The organism is Paraburkholderia sediminicola (assembly GCF_046027355.1).
In the GTDB taxonomy this organism is placed as follows: domain Bacteria; phylum Pseudomonadota; class Gammaproteobacteria; order Burkholderiales; family Burkholderiaceae; genus Paraburkholderia; species Paraburkholderia sediminicola_B.
This window is the reverse complement of the sequence record NZ_JAQQEK010000118.1, coordinates 1-1113: the sequence shown is the minus strand read 5'-3', so window position 1 is coordinate 1113 and position 1113 is coordinate 1. Positions and strand designations below refer to the sequence as shown.

Sequence of the window (1113 nt, the reverse complement as noted above, 5' to 3'; positions counted from 1 at the left end):
GCCACGCTTGTGCTGCACACCTGGGGCTCGGCGCTCACGCATCATCCGCACGTACACGGCATCGTCCCTGGCGGGGGACTGTCGTCCGGCGGCGAGCGCTGGATTGCCTGCCGTCCCGGCTTCTTCCTGCCGGTGCGCGTGCTCTCGCGCCTGTTCCGGCGTCGCTTCCTTGAAGCGCTCACCGATGCCCACCGGCGCGGCCAGCTGCAGTTCTTCGGCGAGCATGCGGCGCTCGCCGATCGCGCCACCTTTGCGCAGTGGTTGGCACCGCTGCGGACCTGCGAGTGGTTTGTGTACGCCAAGCGCCCCTTTGCGGGACCGCAAGCGGTGCTCGCGTACCTGTCGCGCTATACGCACCGCGTGGCCATCTCCAACCAGCGTCTGCTCGCCTTTGATGAGCGCGGCGTGACGTTCCGCTGGAAGGATTACCGTGCGACGGGGCGCACACGCTACAAGACCATGACGCTGCAGGCCAGCGAGTTCATGCGCCGTTTCCTGCTTCATGTGCTGCCCGCAGGCTTCCACCGCATCCGCCACTACGGACTGCTCGCCAATCCGGTGCGCCGCGACAATCTCGCCAAGGTGCGCGACCTGCTGCACGTCGCGCCGCGGTTCGACCCGCCATCCGACGACACCGTCATCCAGGCCCGACCTGTCTTCATATGCCGGCACTGCGGTGCCCCGATGATCGTCATCGATATCGTCGCGCGCACTGCACCCATTCGCGCACCACCAATGTCGCGGGGCGCAACATGAACGCTACGGTTCTGTGCTTACCAGACCAAACGTCGACTTTGCGGCAACGCGGCCTACGAGCGGACGTTTGCGCATGTCGCTTCATGGAGCCTCAGGCACATCCACTTCACGTTCGCCATCGCGCGGATGCACCCCATTGCCCTGGTGCCTGGGCAATTCCAGCCTCACGTTTGGACCATCTTGCCCGGACACGGCTGCGGATGCCGGGCTATCAATCGCCATAGCCACGCAAACTTCCGACCTCTACGGACCACTCCGCGGTTTCCTCCCTCGAGGCTTATTCGACGCCTGCCCGCACGCGCCACCGCACGCTTACAGCCATGTGAACGAGGGCAGGCATCGAATAACCCTTAACGA

Annotated in this window: 1 protein-coding gene; it reads left to right on the top strand. The window is 65.0% G+C overall.

Annotated elements, in window-relative coordinates; translation table 11 throughout:
• Nucleotides 1-756 (top strand): IS91 family transposase (locus PQR42_RS45530; RefSeq protein WP_408496096.1); only part of this gene is annotated, 756 nt, incomplete at its 5' end.
• Nucleotides 757-1113 lie beyond the last annotated feature (357 nt).